The organism is Xenorhabdus griffiniae (assembly GCF_015163655.1).
Taxonomy (GTDB): domain Bacteria; phylum Pseudomonadota; class Gammaproteobacteria; order Enterobacterales; family Enterobacteriaceae; genus Xenorhabdus; species Xenorhabdus griffiniae.
The window spans coordinates 1-15,982 of the sequence record NZ_JADEUF010000031.1 but is presented as its reverse complement, the minus strand read 5'-3'; the positions used below and the strand labels follow the sequence as shown (position 1 = coordinate 15,982).

Sequence of the window (15,982 nt, the reverse complement as noted above, 5' to 3'; positions counted from 1 at the left end):
TACTTACTTAACCTGTTTCAGAACTTCTGCGGTGATATCTTTACCAGAGGTAGAATACACTGCAGTATTCGCATCCAGAACCAGATCGTAACCTTCTTTGCCTGCAACCACTTTAACTGCATCCTGAATACGGTTCAGAATTTTACCGCGTTCTTCCATCTGACGACGACGATTATCGTTCTCAAAACTTTGCGCTTTCTGAGCAAAGTCATCACGTTTTGCCATCACTTCTTTTTCCAATTTTTCGCGTTCACTGGCTTTCATAGTTGAGCCATCACGCTGTAATTTTTGGATTTTAGTTTGCAGCTCAGATTCCATACGCTGTAATTCGGTTGCGCGGCCTTTAAATTCGTTTTCCAGCTGTTTTGCCACCGCTTCACGGGCAGGTAACTGTTGAAAAACTTCAGCAACGTTCACTAAAGCAATTTTATCTGCCGCCTGCGCACCCGCAGAAAACGCTAATGCTATACCCAAACCTGCTGCACACAATATTTTCTTCACTATAAACTCCTTTGACCTACGCTATTCTTACCTATTAATAATAGGGCGACTTTTACCAAAAATGATTAATAATTACCAAACTCCGCCAATATTGAACTGGAACTGCTCCGCTCTATCACCTGCGTACTCCTTAATTGGCTGCGCATAAGAGAAGCTCAATGGTCCTAATGGTGATATCCATTGCAGAGCAATACCGGCCGAAACCCGGATGTTATTTGGCTTGCTGTAGTCTGGCATCCCAGCGTAAGTCTTATCCCAGTTGGTATCCCACACGGTTCCTGCGTCCACAAATAGCGACGTCCGCAGAGAGTTGGCATATTTCGCATCCAGGAACGGTGTCGGGGTAATCAGTTCGAAACTCGCAACCGCAGTCGCATTACCGCCCACGGCATCACGGGATGGGCTATTTTTCTCTGGCTGACCCGTTTTATCTAAATAAACTGCTTTCGGGCCAATATTATTCGAGCGGAAGCCACGAACGCTGCTGGAACCACCGGCATAGAAGTTTTCATAGAATGGCATTTCCTTGCCACCAAAACCGCCACCATATCCCAGACGTGTACGTCCCATCAGCACCCATGCGTGATCATCATCCAATGGATAATAAGCGGCTGAGTTCCAGGTGATTTTATAGAACTGGTTGTCTGAGCCAGGAATGGTCACTTTCGTATCCAGAGAGGATTTCAAGCCAGATGTCGGGAAGAAACCACGGTCAAGGTTGTTGTAAACCCATCCTACGGTGACGGTAAAGTCATTGGAATCAAACTTCGCCTTATCTTCAAAATTTGGATGTTTACCCATTTTATTCCAATAACGCCACATCGCGCTCTGTGGTCGCATATTAGACAGAGAGTTATGGATATAACCTAGTCTAAACGACAAGCCGTTATTTTCATTCAATGGGAAGCCGAGCGTTCCCTCAGTACCGTATGCTTTATTGGTATAATTCGACAGATCAGCATCATCGGCGCGGAAATCGTTATAGAACACACGCCCACCCAAACTGACACCATCGACAGTGAAGTAAGGGTTAGTCATCGATAAATCGGCGGATGTTGAATAGTCATTTTTACTGGCGTTGATGCTCACGGAGTTCCCTGTTCCCAGCCAGTTGGCCTGTTGAAGACCAACCTGGAAACCCATGCCACTTTCTGTGCCGAAACTCACACCAAAGTTCATAGAACCTGTATTGCGTTCTTTGACTTTGTAAACCACATCAACCTGATCTGGACTACCTGGTACACGTTCCGTTTCCACATCAACAGAGTCAAAATAGCCTAATCGATTGAGGCGTTCTTTCCCCTGTTCAACCAAATCACTCCCCAACCAAGCGCCTTCCATCTGACGCATTTCACGACGTAATACAGAATCTTTACTCACGTCGTTGCCTGAAAAATAGATTTTACGCACGTAGAAGCGATTGCCAGCATCAACATTCACATGCAGTTTAACCGTCTTATCGGCGTCGTTGATTTCAGGTTGTGTCATGACGCGAGGATAAGCATAACCGTGACGACCAAGCAGGTTTTTGATGGCGGTTTCCATCTTGGTCACTTCCGCACCGTTATACAGCGAGCCGGGTTCGATTTTGGTCAACTCTTCGATTTGGGACTGGTAACCCGCTAAATTACCATTCAAATCAACACCTGAGATTTTATACTGATCGCCTTCGGTGATATTGACAGTGACATAAATACCTTTCTTATCTGGCGTCAGGTTAACTTGAGTCGAGTCAATATTGAAACGCGCATAGCCTCGATCAAGATAGAAACTGCGCAAGGTTTCAAGGTCACCTGCCAATTTTTGTTTCTGGTATTTCTGGTCAGCCGTCAAGTTCCACCAAGGAACATCATCCCTCAGTTGGAACTGATTAAGCAGCTCATTGGTTGAGAAGGCTTTATTACCAACAATATTAATTTGTTGGATCTTGGCAGAAACCCCTTCAGAGAAAACGAGCTTCAAATCAACACGGTTGCGGGGCAGGGGCGTGACAACGGCTTTTACTGTCGCGTTGTATTTACCCACACTGTAATAGAAATCTTCCAGCCCCTTCTCAATATTGGACAGCATAGTGCGGTCAAGGGCTTCACCAACACGAACGCGAGATGCCTCCAGGTTTTGCCTGAGCATGTCATCTTTCACGGATTTATTACCGGTGAAAGTAATGCTGGCGATGGTTGGCCGTTCTTTTACCTGAACAACAAGTGAATTGCCATCACGTAAGACACGAACATCTTCAAAGTTTCCAGTTGCGAACAATGAATGAATTGTGCGGCTAATATCCTCATCACTAACCGTATCACCCACTCGAACTGGCATGTTCAATAATGCTGCACCAACGGTGACGCGTTGAAGACCCTCAAAGTGAATGTCCCGAACCACGAATCCGTCTGAACTGTATGCAGTGGCGCTGCCGAACAGCAGCGACGCTATGAGCAACTTTTTCATCGCCATCGTTGTTATGCGTTTTCCTAACCGGTCTCCCACCTTAAAAGCGGGAGAAATCATTGAAAAGTGCAAGCCCCATTAATAACACCAGTAATATAGCACCAATGCGATAACTGAAGTCTTGTACACGCTCGGAGACTGGCCCCCCCTTGATCTTTTCGATAACAAGGAAAAGCAAGTGTCCACCATCTAGTACAGGTAATGGGAACAAATTAATGATCCCAAGATTGACGCTAATCAGCGCCAAAAACATTAAATAATACACCAAGCCAGAATCAGCCGATACTCCGGCACCTTTGGCAATGGAAATCGGGCCACTCAGGTTATTCAATTTCAAGTCACCCACAATCAATTTGCCGATCATATTGACGGTCAGCTTCATTAATTGCCAAGTCTTGTCTCCTGCCTCATAAATGGCAGAAAAAGGTCCATATTGCTGAATAACCTTGTATTCATCCGCCAATGGAATAATTTTCAGTTCGGTGCCAGCGAAGCCCTCCTCACGGCCGTTGGATAATTTTCTGACTTCAGGAGTCAAGGACAAGGAGATCATTCTCCCTGCTCTCGCAACGTCCAATTTTAGAGGAACATTAGGATTCTTCCTGACAAAAGATGAAAAAGTGTGCCATACATCGACATCTTGATCGTTGACTTTAACGATCCTGTCCCCACTTTGTAAACCCGCTTTTTCAGCGGCTGAAGCAGGATAAACTTTTTCTACTTGCGAACTCACCCGCGGTACAACAGGCATAATTCCCAAAGACAGCAAAACATCCTGTCTGGACGGCTCAAAGGTCCATTTACTCAAATCCAGTGTTTTTTGCACATTATCAAGCGCATTCAGAGGCAAAACATCCATCGTGACCGATGTCGCTCCCACGTTACCTATCATGGCAAGACGTACTGAATTCCAGTCAGGAGTTTCGATACCATTAACGGCTTTTAGTTCCATTCCAGGCAAAATATTTGCCTGTGCCGCTATCGAGTTTGGCTTAACATCCAACACTACCGGGCGAACAGATGGCACGCCAATCACAAAAACCAACCAATAAGCGATCACCGCCAGAATGAAGTTTGCAATTGGCCCAGCGCTGACGACTGCCGCGCGCTGGCCAATAGTTTTATTATTGAATGCCATATGACGACGTTCAGGAGCAACTTCTCCTACCCGCTCGTCGAGCATTTTGACATATCCACCAAGGGGGATAAGAGCGATAACGTATTCGGTTCCCTGTTTATCTGTACGACGCCAAAGCACCTTGCCAAATCCGATGGAAAAGCGTTCAACATAGATACCGCATCGTCTGGCAACCCAAAAATGACCAAACTCATGCACTGTGATGAGAACACCCAAAGCAACAATAAATGCAGCCAGATTCCAGAGAATATCCATTACGTACCTTCAGAGAGTAAATCCAGAAGAAATCAACATAACCAGTCCAGCAAACACTGGAACTGCCGCAGTTAGACTATCGATCCTATCCATGACACCGCCATGCCCCGGAATCAATTGACTACTGTCTTTGATCCCAGATTCCCGCTTGAACATACTTTCAGTTAAATCACCAAAGACCGAGGCAATTACCACTACCGCAGAAATCAGCAACAAATGTTCTGGCATCGCGGGGACAGGGGCAAATTTACCAAACAACCACGAAATCAGTGCAGCCGTTAATAATCCACCAACCAACCCCTCAAGCGTTTTGCCTGGGGATACTTTTGGGGCCATTTTATGTTTACCCATTGTACGGCCAAAAATATAAGCGCCTGAATCGGCAGCCCATACCAACAGCATGACGTACAGCAACCACCATGCGCCATCATAGGGACTATTTTCATAGCTCTGGGTTCGCAATACCATCATCCCACAATAAAATGGCACGATAGTCATAACTCCGAATAGCAGACGCAAGGCAACCGACGATTTCCAGATGGCAGCAGAAGCAGGATAAGTCACCACCAATAAAATGGCAGCCACCCACCAAAGCATGCCAGCCCACAACAGGTATACAATTTGTGGTTTCTCAATGAGGTGAGAAAAATCTGACAAAGAACACTGCAAGACCAATAGCCCTACCGCAAATAACACAGCCAGCGTAATACGTTTAACTTGAGTGAAAAGACCTGCAAATTGTCCCCACTCCCATGCAGCAAGTGCTGAAACAGCAATGACAACCAACCCAAACCCTGCCGGGGGGAGGAAAAACAGCGCTACAATAACAAGTGGAATCAATATCAACGTAGTTAAAAGACGGTACTTCAGCAAGTTATCCTCCTATGATCCCACTTCGGCATCGTCTGGTGTTCCGCCAAATCGGCGTTCTCGTTTGGCAAAGGCATTAATCGCACCTTCAAAAACAGTTTCATCAAAATCAGGCCAAAGTATATCGGTAAAATACAATTCTGCATAAGCGATCTGCCATAGCAGGAAATTACTGATTCGATGTTCACCTCCAGTTCTAATCACCAGATCCACTTCATGCTGCTGACTTAAATTGATGAAGTCATTAACTGTAGCTTCGGTAATCTCTTCGGGAGATAATTCATTGGCTTTAATCTTTTCAGCAATTTGTTTAAAACTCTGAACCAGATCCCAACGACCGCCATAGTTAGCAGCAATATTAAGCTGCAATCCGGTATTACCTGCTGTTAGTTCAACAGAACGGCGGATACGCTCCTGCAACCGTGAGCTAAAACGACTGATATCACCAATCACAGACAATTTCACATTGTGTTTATGCAGGTTCTTTACTTCATTATCGAGAGCAAAAACAAACAACTCCATCAATGAACTGACTTCCTGCTGTGGGCGATTCCAGTTTTCGCTGCTAAAAGCATATAGCGTCAGTGAATTAATATTATGTTTCACTGAAAAACTCACGGCACTTCGTACGGCTTTAATTCCTGCACGGTGGCCAAAGACTCTTAATTTGCCCCGTTTTTTTGCCCAGCGACCGTTACCATCCATAATGATGGCGACATGTCTGGGTAACGTTGGCAATGAGTCATTATCACTGGGAGATATCACTCAAAATAATCCTTAAATAACTAAGCTGACTTTTTGGTAAATTCAATCACTTCCAAACATGAAAAAGCCGTGTTACGTGTCAACAATTAGCACGGATAGCACGGCTATTTCAGGCATGACTGAATGAAGCCTTTAACCTGCGCTTATCTATGATTAGAATGCAAGCATCAGATAATTGAAATGGCTATTATAGCAACTGTAATTTACCCGCGAACTATATCATTTGCCAAAACGCAAACCTATACTTATTAATAAAACTTGCTATTTGGCAAAAGTGCTTATGGCTTCTTTCGCTAAGGTCCTGGCTATGTTATCGATTTCTAAGACCTCTTCGATACTTTGAGGTTCAGATAAATTTACTTTTTCAACGACCAACCGGTTGATTGTCGCAATATCTGTGAAACGGATTCCACCTTGCAAAAAAACATCTACGGTTTCTTCATTTGCAGCATTCAATGCCGTTGTTGCCGCCTGCCCCTGGTGACAAGCCTCAATCGCCAGTTTCAAACAAGGATAACGCTGATAATCCAGGGATTCAAAAGTGAGCATGCTCAATTCGGTAAAATCCAATGGCTTTGCCCCAGATGGAATACGATTAGGATAAGCCATCGCATAAGCAATTGGGGTACACATGTCCTGTGTTCCTAATTGTGCGATGATGCTACCATCCTGATAGCGAACCATCGAATGGATGACCGATTGGGGATGCAATAATACTTCCATTTCATCTGCGGATGCATTGAACAGGTAACGTGCTTCGATATATTCCAAGCCTTTGTTCATCATGGTAGCAGAATCCACCGAAATCTTACGTCCCATTGACCAGATAGGATGAGCGCACGCTTCATCAGGAGTCACGTTGGGCAAATTCTCCAAAGGCGTCTTACGGAACGGCCCGCCCGATCCTGTGAGGATAATGCTGGAAATACCGTACTCTTTTAGATTTGCCTTGCCAAGATTATGCTGAACCCCTTCCGGCAGACTTTGGAAAATAGCATTATGTTCGCTATCAATTGGCAGCAATTGCGCTTTGTATTGGACAACCGCATCCATAAACAGACGGCCACTGGTAATCAAAGATTCTTTGTTAGCCAGCAGAACTTGTTTTCCCTTGCGGATAGCGGCCAAAGTCGGCAATAAACCTGCAACGCCAACAATAGCTGACATGACTTGATCGACGTCTTCCAATGCCGCTAAATCACAAATCGCGTCTTTACCAAACAGCACTTCGGTTTGGCTTCCCTGCGCCTGTAATAACTGACGCAGAGCTTTTGCTGACGGTTCATCTGCCATTGCTGCATATTGAGGGTGGAATTCCAAACATTGCTGTGCCATAACTTCAATATTTTTCCCAGCCACCAGTGCAATGACACTGAATTTATCCGGGTTATTGCGGACAACAGAAAGCGTACTTTTCCCAATCGAACCCGTTGAGCCAAGAATAGTTAACCGTTTCATTTTAATACTCTAAGTATGCTACTGATATAAAATTGCAATGGAAAATCGCAACAGAAAATTGTCATAGTTTGAGCGGTGCAGATCGCTATGTCCATCGCTTGAGAAAGAAATGTGATACGAAGTGTAATATCCAGGATAAGAACAACGCCGCAAGAGCTGCGGCGTTGTATGCGTGAAACGGCAATTAGAAATCCATCAACTCAGTTTCTTTATTTGCCAGCGCTTCATCAATTTTCTTAATGAAGCTGTCAGTCAGTTTCTGAATTTCATCTTGTGAACGACGTTCTTCATCTTCACTGATTTCTTTGTCTTTCAGCAGTGTTTTGACCTTATCGTTCGCATCACGGCGAATGTTACGAATGGAGACACGGCCTTGTTCCGCTTCTCCACGAACAACTTTGATGAGATCCTTACGGCGCTCTTCTGTCAATGGTGGTAATGGAACACGAATAATGGTTCCGGCAGAAGAGGGGTTCAGACCCAGATCAGAAGCCATAATGGCTTTTTCAACTGCCGCGGTCATAGAGCGATCAAATACCGTGATCGCCAAAGTGCGGGCATCTTCTGCAACAACGTTTGCAATCTGACGCAGTGGAGTCGCAGCGCCATAATATTCAACGCTGATGCCATCCAACAGGCTAGGAGAAGCACGGCCAGTACGAACCTTGCTAATTTGATTTTTCAGTGCTTCGACGCTTTTTTCCATGCGGTCTTGTGCGTCTTTCTTGATTTCATTAATCACGTTACAAACCCTTGGGAGATGGTTATTTTTTAGGCCACACTGCGTAAATTATAGATAAGTGAACCGAATACGCTACGATATATGTGACCCTGTGTCATTAAATTTGGCGCATCAGGACGCTGATCATACCGTCAAATTTCACCAATGTCTCTGAGCACGAACTGTGAAAAATCAGCCGTGAGAAATCAACGTACCTTCACTTTCTCCCATCACAACACGACGAAGTGCGCCTGGTTTGTTCATATTAAAAACACGAATTGGCAGGTTATGGTCACGAGCCAGCGTAAAGGCGGCCAGATCCATCACTTTCAATTCACGCTCCAATACTTCCTGATAAGTGAGCTGATTGTAGAGAACGGCTTCAGGATCTTTTGCAGGATCAGCAGAATAAACGCCATCAACTTTGGTTGCTTTTAACACAACATCCGCTTCGATTTCAATGCCACGCAGACATGCAGCGGAATCTGTTGTAAAGAACGGGTTGCCAGTACCCGCAGCGAAAATAACAACACGACCGTGACGCAGTAAGCTTATCGCTTCAGCCCAGCTATAATTATCACATACGCCATTCAGTGGGACGGCAGACATCAGACGAGCGTTCACATAGGCGCGGTGCAAGGCATCACGCATTGCCAGACCATTCATCACAGTCGCCAACATGCCCATGTGGTCACCGACTACACGGTTCATTCCTGCCTCTGCCAAACCGGCACCACGAAACAGGTTACCGCCTCCAATAACGACACCGACCTGAATACCCAGCTCAACCAGTTCTTTGATTTCCTGAGCCATACGGTCTAAGACACTGGCGTCGATGCCAAAACCTTCTGCGCCTTGCAGGGCTTCTCCACTGAGCTTAAGCAGGATTTTCTGATATACGGGTTTTGCATTGGTTGCCATGGTGTTCAGTCCTAAGCAGATAAGGATATTGGGGATCTATTAAGATTTACTCAACTACTACACATCCACGCGATAAAGCCCAGATGTAAAAATTCATCATGAGATAAAACAGAACCGCCAATCGGCGGCTCCGTTCAAGAAAATTAAGACTGTTTGCTCATTGCAGCAACTTCTGCTGCGAAATCAGCTTCAACTTTCTCAATACCTTCACCAACTTCGAAGCGGATGAAGTTGATAACCTTAGCATTGTTTTCTTTCAGCAGATCGCCAACAGATTTGCTTGGGTCCATCACGAAATTCTGACCAGTCAGAGAGATTTCGCCGGTGAATTTGTTCATACGGCCAGAAACCATTTTCTCTGCGATTTCGCGAGGCTTACCAGACTGCATTGCGATTTCCAATTGGATCTGGTGCTCACGCTCAACAACGTCAGCAGGAACGTCAGTTGGGTTCACGTATTCTGGCTTGCTTGCCGCAACGTGCATTGCGATGTGTTTGATCAGCTCTTCGTTAGCGCCTTCCGCAGCCACCAGAACACCGATACGGGAACCGTGCAGGTAAGAACCCACCGCTTCACCTTCCAGAATAGCAACGCGACGAATGTTGATGTTTTCACCAATTTTCGCAACCAGGCCAGTACGCTGTTCTTCGAACTTCGCTTTCAGTGCATCGATGTCAGCGTTTTTGTCTGCCATAACAGAAGTGATAACTTCTTTGCCGAAAGCCAGGAAGCCAGAGTCTTTAGCAACGAAGTCAGTTTCACAGTTCAGTTCAACGATAGCTGCGAATTTAGCATCAGCCGCAACTTCAACCAGAATAACACCTTCAGCAGCAACACGGCCTGCTTTCTTAGCCGCTTTTGCCTGACCTGATTTACGCATGTTATCGATCGCCAGTTCGATATCACCATTTGCTTCAACCAGTGCTTTTTTACATTCCATCATGCCTGCGCCAGTACGCTCACGCAGTTCTTTTACCAGAGCAGCGGTAATGTCAGCCATTTGTTTTATTCCTCGATGTGTCTCGCGGGAAGATAATATTCCGCGTGGAAAGTTCTATATCAGATAATAGTTCTATATCAGATAGGTAAAGGGGGCCATAACAGGCCCCCTAACCAATATATTTCAATACCTGGTCAATAAGGGCTCAAACAAAATGAGCAGGCCTTATTATTCAGCGTCTACAAGACCTTCTTCAGCCTGAACAGCCAGATCTTGAGAACGACCTTCACGAACAGCGGTAGCAGCCGCAGTCAGGTACAGTTTAACTGCACGGATTGCGTCGTCGTTACCAGGGATGATGAAGTCAACGCCATCTGGATCAGAGTTGGTATCAACGATAGCGAATACAGGGATACCCAAGTTGTTTGCTTCTTTGATAGCAATGTGTTCGTGTTCAGCGTCGATAACAAACAGCGCATCAGGCAGGCCGCCCATGTCTTTGATACCGCCCAGGCTGTTTTCCAGTTTGCCAAGCTCACGAGAACGCATCAGCGCTTCTTTTTTAGTCAGCTTGTCAAAAGTACCGTCCTGAGACTGAACTTCCAGATCTTTCAAACGCTTGATTGACTGACGAACAGTTTTCCAGTTAGTCAGCATACCACCCAACCAACGGTGGTTAACGAAGTATTGGTCACAGCTCAGTGCTGCTTCTTTTACTGCTTCGCTGGCAGCACGCTTGGTGCCAACAAACAGAATTTTACCTTTACGGGAAGCGATTTTGTTCAGCTCTGCCAAAGCATTGTTGAACATTGGAACAGTTTTTTCCAGGTTGATGATATGAACTTTGTTACGAGCACCAAAGATGAAAGGTTTCATTTTTGGGTTCCAGTAACGAGTCTGGTGACCGAAGTGAACGCCCGCTTGCAGCATATCGCGCATGGAAACAGTTGCCATTTTAGACCTCTATAAAGTTAATTGGGGTTATGCCTCCACAGATCCCATGACACCGACTCCTTGACTGCGGGTGATTCATATCAATGAGTTAACCGCATAAGAGCACCCCGGTGTATGTGCCGATCCGTGTGTGTTATTTACACATAATGAGTTTATTTAGTATCCTCAGCAAATTGCATCATATCAGAAACAATTACACAGAATACCGGCGCGCTTTATACCATAAACCACCACCAGACTCCAACATTTGTTACAGATACGTTTGTTACAGCTATGTTTATTACGGCGACTAATGCGGGTTATATTGGCATCCATTCGGTGGGCTGATACCATTACCGACAATACTTTCCTTAATTAATATCAAGTAGTCGGTAATTTTCCGACTTAAATGGACCCATTTCATGGCTATTTCTATCAAAACAGAAGAAGACATTCAGAAAATGCGGGTTGCCGGACGCCTGGCTGCCGAAGTTCTGGAAATGATTGAGCCTTACGTTAAGGCTGGCGTCACTACAGGTGAACTTGATCGTATCTGCCACCAGCACATTACCGAAAAACAACAGGCAATCTCGGCTTGTCTGGGTTACCACGGCTTTCCTAAATCCGTGTGCATCTCCGTCAATGACGTGGTTTGCCACGGCATTCCAAGCGATGATAAGACACTGAAAGAAGGTGATATCGTCAATATTGACGTGACAGTCATCAAAGATGAGTTCCACGGTGATACGTCTAAAATGTTTATTGTCGGCAAGCCCACCATTCAAGGTGAGCGCCTGTGTCGTGTAACGCAGGAAAGCTTGTACCTTGCCCTGAAAATGGTTAAGCCCGGCATCCGTCTGCGTACCATCGGCAAGGCAATTCAGCAGTTTGTCGAAAGTCACGATTATTCTGTTGTCCGCGAATACTGCGGTCACGGTATCGGCAGAGGCTTCCACGAAGAACCGCATGTTCTGCATTATGATGCTGATGATGGCGGCGTGGTATTGCAAAAAGGCATGGCATTCACCATTGAGCCAATGGTCAACGCGGGTGATTTTCGTATTCGCTCCATGAAAGATGGCTGGACAGTTAAAACCAAAGATCGCGGTTGGTCTGCACAGTACGAACATACTATTGTCGTTACCGATAATGGTTGTGAAATCATGACATGGCGCCAAGAAGAAGAAGCGCATATCTCAGCGGTATTAGTGAACGCATAATTGCCAGCTAACGCAATTTATTAAACTTAATCAACAAGCTCCCTGCTAGCTTCAACTGCCGGGGAGCTTTTATCGCGGTGAATAACCCCTGTTCATCCTATTATTTTCTCAGTAATCTGGTCATCATGAGTTTTCTCACGATAGGTTTCTGCATATGCCGGTTGATATCTCCTTAGCGCAAGCCCCCGTTCCGCCTCTTTCTCCTGTGGAGTTTTCCCACGATGATCTGCAATTCCCCGCCCTTAAACAGCATATTGATGAATTCCAGCTCTGGCTTGAACACGCATTCAAGGCAGGGATCTCAGCGGATGCACTGATTTACACCCGCAGTGACTATATTGATCAACTTTTAAAACGATTATGGCAGGAACAGGGATTTGATCAGATCGATTCTTTTTCCCTGATTGCGGTTGGTGGTTATGGCCGCCGCGAATTACATCCTCTCTCTGACATTGACCTATTGATTTTGAGCGAATCGCCATTGACTGAAGTGCAATCAACTCGCCTTGGGCAGTTAATTGCCCTACTGTGGGATATTCGTCTTGAAGTCGGCCACAGTGTCAGGACATTCGAGGAGTGCCAGCAAAAAGGGCTTTCCGATCCCACTATCGCGACTAACCTCATTGAATCCCGCTTAATTTGTGGAGATTTATCTCTCTTTCTGCGCATGCAGAAATATATTTTCAGTGATGATTTCTGGCCATCCGCTCAATTTTTCGCAGCTAAAATTACTGAACAAAAAGAACGCCACCGACGCTATCACAGCACCAGTTACAATCTGGAGCCTGACATTAAAAGCAGCCCAGGTGGCCTACGCGATATTCACACGTTACTTTGGGTCGCTCATCGCCATTTTGGTGCCACCTCCTTAGATGAAATGGTCAATTTTGGTTTCCTGACCCAAGAGGAACGCAATGAATTGAACGAATGTCAGAATTTTCTCTGGCGTATCCGTTTTGCGCTTCATTTGGTTGTTACCCGTTACGATAACCGGTTGCTGTTCGAATACCAATTTAGTGTCGCCCAGCTGCTCGGCTATGAAGGGGAAAGAAATCAGCCGGTCGAGCAAATGATGAAAGATTTCTATCGCATGACTCGCCGTGTCAGTGAGCTAAATAACATGCTGCTGCAACTGTTTAATGAAGCCATTTTGACCTTGCTGCCCAATGAAAAACCGCGCTTCCTGAACACTGAGTTTCAATTACGGGGAAACCTTATCGATCTCATTGATGAAACGCTATTTAGCCGTGATCCTACTTCAATATTGAGAATGTTTTATCACATGGCTGAACATCGTGAAATTGAGGGGATCTATTCCACAACATTGCGCCAACTGCGTTATGCCCGTAGAAATCTGACCGCTCCGTTGTGTGAACATCCCAAAGCACGAAAAATTTTCATGGATATTCTGCGCCATCCCCACGCAGTTACAGGTGCATTACTCCCAATGCACCTTCATAGTGTCTTAGGGGCTTATATGCCTTTTTGGAGCAATATTGTCGGCCAGATGCAATTTGACCTTTTTCATGCTTATACCGTTGACGAACACACCATCCGCGTACTGCAAAAACTGGAAAGTTTTGCTGATGAAAATAACCGTGTGATCCACCCTCTGTGTGTTGAACTTTACCCGCATATTCCTCAACCAGAGCTACTACGGCTGGCCGCTTTTTTCCATGATATTGCCAAAGGGCGCAATGGCGATCATTCTGAGCTTGGCGCGAAAGATGCCTTCACATTCGCGCGACAGCATGGTTTGACAAACCACGAAGCTGGATTAGTGGAATGGCTGGTTCGCGATCATCTGCTGATGTCAGTGACTGCACAACGTCGGGATATTCAAGATCCAGAAGTCATCCAGCAATTTGCCAGCCAGGTTAAAAACCAAAACCGTCTTAATTACTTAGTCTGCCTGACCGTTGCTGATATTTGTGCTACCAACGCTAAACTCTGGAACAGCTGGAAACAGAGCCTGATACGTGAACTCTATTTCGCCACTGAAACCCAATTGCGCCAGGGAATTCAAAATACCCCTGATTTACGGGAACGAATCCGTCACAATCGCTTACAAGCATTGGCCCTTCTGCGCCAGGAAAATATCGACGAACAGCGCTTACACAATATCTGGAGCCGTTGCCATGCAGACTATTTCCTGCGCCATACTCCCGACCAATTAGCGTGGCATGCTAGCCATTTAATCCATCACTCCCCTCTGGAACCCATGGTTTTGATCAGCACCGCCTTTTCTCACGGTGGTACAGAAATTTTTATTTGGTGCCAAGACCGGCCTTCGCTTTTTGCGGCCGTTGTTGGGGAATTGGACAAACGTAATTTAAGTGTCCATGATGCTCAAATCTTCACTAATCGTGATGAAATGGCGATGGATACATTTGTTGTTTTAGATCCTAATGGTCATCCACTGGCGTTTGATCGTCACGAACCTATCCGCCGTGCCTTATTGAAAGTTATGAACGATCCGCATCCTAAAGTCCCAAAGGCACGCAATTTGCCTGCCAAGTTACGCCATTTTAATGTCCCAACCAAAGTTAGCTTTTTACCGACAAAAAATGCTCGCCGTACTTATATGGAATTAGTTGCATTGGATCAGCCTGGATTATTGGCACGGGTAGGCAATATTTTCGCCGAATTGGGTGTTTCCTTACATGGCGCTCGCATTACGACTATTGGCGAACGTGTGGAAGACTTTTTTGTATTAGCAGATAAAGATCAAAACGCATTACATAAAAAAATCAGGGATGAACTATCAGAAAGGTTGACAGAGGCTCTCAACACACGAGATAAACTATAACAAGATTCTCTTAACAAAAATTAGGAACCGCATACTTATGCAGCAATTACAAACGATTATCGAAAATGCATTTGAAGATCGCGTTAATATCACCCCAACTACCGTTGATAGCGCAACCCGCGATGCCATTAATCAAGTTATTCAAATGCTGGACAGTGGCAAACTGCGTGTCGCTGAAAAAATCGACGGACAGTGGGTAACTCATCAATGGCTGAAAAAAGCGGTATTGCTTTCCTTCCGTATTAATGACAATCAGGTGATGGAAGGTGCTGAAAGCCGCTATTTCGACAAAGTGCCGATGAAATTCGCTGACTATGATCAGGCTCGTTTCGAAAAAGAAGGATTCCGTGTCGTACCTCCTGCGGCTGTCCGCCAAGGGGCTTATATTGCACGCAATACCGTACTGATGCCATCTTACGTCAACCTCGGTGCTTACGTGGATGAAGGCACAATGGTAGATACCTGGGCGACAGTCGGCTCCTGTGCACAGATCGGTAAAAATGTTCACTTATCCGGCGGAGTGGGCATTGGCGGTGTTCTGGAGCCATTACAGGCCAACCCAACCATCATTGAAGACAACTGCTTTATCGGTGCACGTTCTGAGATTGTAGAAGGCGTTATCGTAGAAGAAGGCTCCGTGATCTCAATGGGGGTTTACATCGGCCAAAGCACCAAAATCTATGATCGCGAAACTGGCGAAATCCATTATGGTCGCGTACCCGCTGGTTCTGTCGTCGTCTCCGGTAATCTTCCGTCGAAAGATGGCAGCTACAGCCTATATTGCGCTGTTATTGTGAAAAAGGTGGATGCCAAGACCCGTGGTAAAGTGGGTATTAATGAACTGCTGAGAAATATTGATTAACGGTATAAACTTTCTATTTCATAAATAAGTTAACGCGATGCTCGACTTTCTAGATGAGATGACATAGTGAATTGAAATGACATAGCCCTGCCTTTATAACCTTAAGTTGCGAAACAAAGAGCAATAAAGGAACAAAAGGC

Annotated in this window: 13 protein-coding genes; 3 read left to right on the top strand and 10 right to left on the bottom strand. The window is 45.4% G+C overall.

Annotation, left to right across the window (positions count from 1 at the left end; all coding sequences use genetic code 11):
* Positions 1-3: 3 nt before the first annotated feature.
* The 10 genes from skp to rpsB all read right to left on the bottom strand — a co-directional run bounded on the left by skp (position 4) and on the right by rpsB (position 10,972).
* Positions 4-501 (bottom strand): molecular chaperone Skp, encoded by a 498-nt coding sequence (gene skp, locus IQ211_RS07220; protein ID WP_189759677.1) that lies wholly within the window; start codon positions 499-501, stop codon positions 4-6.
* Positions 502-573: 72 nt separating this feature from the next.
* Positions 574-2,955: an outer membrane protein assembly factor BamA gene (gene bamA / locus IQ211_RS07215; RefSeq protein WP_189759676.1), complete on the bottom strand. Its 2,382-nt coding sequence runs from the start codon at positions 2,953-2,955 to the stop codon at positions 574-576.
* A 34-nt stretch (positions 2,956-2,989) separates the two neighbouring features.
* Entirely contained in the window at positions 2,990-4,342 is a 1,353-nt protein-coding gene (rseP, locus tag IQ211_RS07210) for a sigma E protease regulator RseP (protein WP_189759675.1), read from the bottom strand.
* A gap of 9 nt (positions 4,343-4,351) precedes the next feature.
* Positions 4,352-5,215 (bottom strand): phosphatidate cytidylyltransferase, encoded by an 864-nt coding sequence (gene cdsA, locus IQ211_RS07205; RefSeq protein WP_189759674.1) that lies wholly within the window; start codon positions 5,213-5,215, stop codon positions 4,352-4,354.
* 9 nt (positions 5,216-5,224) lie between these two features.
* Positions 5,225-5,977 carry a (2E,6E)-farnesyl-diphosphate-specific ditrans,polycis-undecaprenyl-diphosphate synthase gene (gene ispU / locus IQ211_RS07200; protein WP_399478095.1) on the bottom strand — a complete coding sequence of 251 codons (753 nt, stop codon included), beginning with the start codon at positions 5,975-5,977 and terminating at the stop codon, positions 5,225-5,227.
* A gap of 261 nt (positions 5,978-6,238) precedes the next feature.
* Positions 6,239-7,435, bottom strand: a complete 1,197-nt coding sequence (gene ispC / locus IQ211_RS07195; RefSeq protein WP_189759673.1) for a 1-deoxy-D-xylulose-5-phosphate reductoisomerase — start codon at positions 7,433-7,435, stop codon at positions 6,239-6,241.
* A 184-nt stretch (positions 7,436-7,619) separates the two neighbouring features.
* Positions 7,620-8,177: a ribosome recycling factor gene (gene frr / locus IQ211_RS07190; protein WP_189759672.1), complete on the bottom strand. Its 558-nt coding sequence runs from the start codon at positions 8,175-8,177 to the stop codon at positions 7,620-7,622.
* 171 nt (positions 8,178-8,348) lie between these two features.
* Positions 8,349-9,077 carry a UMP kinase gene (gene pyrH, locus IQ211_RS07185; RefSeq protein WP_189759671.1) on the bottom strand — a complete coding sequence of 243 codons (729 nt, stop codon included), beginning with the start codon at positions 9,075-9,077 and terminating at the stop codon, positions 8,349-8,351.
* Positions 9,078-9,220: 143 nt separating this feature from the next.
* A complete protein-coding gene (tsf, locus tag IQ211_RS07180; protein WP_189759670.1) occupies positions 9,221-10,078 on the bottom strand; it encodes a translation elongation factor Ts in 858 nt (285 codons plus the stop codon).
* A 168-nt stretch (positions 10,079-10,246) separates the two neighbouring features.
* On the bottom strand, positions 10,247-10,972 hold the full coding sequence (gene rpsB, locus IQ211_RS07175) for a 30S ribosomal protein S2 (protein WP_189759669.1): 726 nt from the start codon (positions 10,970-10,972) through the stop codon (positions 10,247-10,249).
* 401 nt (positions 10,973-11,373) lie between these two features.
* Between rpsB and map the strand changes: the two genes are divergently transcribed.
* The 3 genes from map (at position 11,374) to dapD (ending at position 15,842) form a co-directional block, all read left to right on the top strand.
* Complete coding sequence (map, locus tag IQ211_RS07170; RefSeq protein ID WP_189759668.1) at positions 11,374-12,171, top strand: type I methionyl aminopeptidase; 798 nt, start codon at positions 11,374-11,376, stop codon at positions 12,169-12,171.
* A 154-nt stretch (positions 12,172-12,325) separates the two neighbouring features.
* A complete protein-coding gene (gene glnD, locus IQ211_RS07165; RefSeq protein ID WP_189759667.1) occupies positions 12,326-14,980 on the top strand; it encodes a bifunctional uridylyltransferase/uridylyl-removing protein GlnD in 2,655 nt (884 codons plus the stop codon).
* 37 nt (positions 14,981-15,017) lie between these two features.
* Positions 15,018-15,842 carry a 2,3,4,5-tetrahydropyridine-2,6-dicarboxylate N-succinyltransferase gene (dapD, locus tag IQ211_RS07160; RefSeq protein WP_189759666.1) on the top strand — a complete coding sequence of 275 codons (825 nt, stop codon included), beginning with the start codon at positions 15,018-15,020 and terminating at the stop codon, positions 15,840-15,842.
* Positions 15,843-15,982: the final 140 nt, after the last annotated feature.